Annotated in this window: 1 protein-coding gene and 1 pseudogene; both read left to right on the top strand. The window is 46.9% G+C overall.

Annotation, left to right across the window (positions count from 1 at the left end):
- A partial coding sequence (locus FFY45_RS22030) for a hypothetical protein (RefSeq protein WP_217902726.1) occupies positions 1-337 on the top strand: 337 nt, incomplete at its 5' end.
- A 52-nt stretch (positions 338-389) separates the two neighbouring features.
- Positions 390-667: pseudogene (locus FFY45_RS22025) on the top strand (hypothetical protein); the annotation flags it as partial.

Below are 667 nucleotides of genomic sequence, written 5' to 3'. Positions count from 1 at the left end.
TTTCGGAGTATTCATTACTGTAATGGTAGGTCTTACGATCACGGAATACACACCCATTCCGGCACGTAGTACGGCCTCTACGGGGTTACTTATAGCGTCGGTTCTTTTCTTGGCAGCTCCTCGTTTAGCTCTCTGGATTGCCCGTGTAAAAATTCCTCTAACAGCGCTTATTGATGTTGATCTTCCGCTACTCCCGCAATCTGTTATAGATCCAGAGCTAGAGAAAAAATTACAGAGGGCCCGCTGGCTACAATCTGTTCTGACACTGTCCGGTGCTTTCCTTACTGTTGTGTGCACGGTGACACTGTTAGGGTGCCTGTGGACTACTTCCTTATGATGCCCCCACTGTATGGCAGTGGATTCTTTTAGGGCTTATTGTTATTAGCCTTGTGAGCGCAAGCCTCCATGCTGTTTATCGCACGCAAACTCCCTGGTTATTAGGGACAGTATTGGTTATTTTTACTGCTATTTCTGTGGTGACGGCAGCTCTAACGAACCCTCTCGTAGGACTGGTACTTATTCTTCTGTGCCTCCTCATTTTTAGTGCACTCTGGCTATGGTCGACACAATGGAATCTCACTCCTCTTGCTCAGCGCATTGTGGAGATTATGGAATCTGTATTGCTCGCCATTATTTTCCCCATTGGCATTGTGGCTACCGGATTAGT

Origin of the sequence: Xanthomonas hortorum (assembly GCF_011305375.1) — a bacterium.
Lineage (GTDB): Bacteria > Pseudomonadota > Gammaproteobacteria > Xanthomonadales > Xanthomonadaceae > Xanthomonas > Xanthomonas hortorum_E.
The sequence above is the reverse complement of the archived record's forward strand: the minus strand, read 5'-3'. Positions and strand labels throughout refer to the sequence as shown.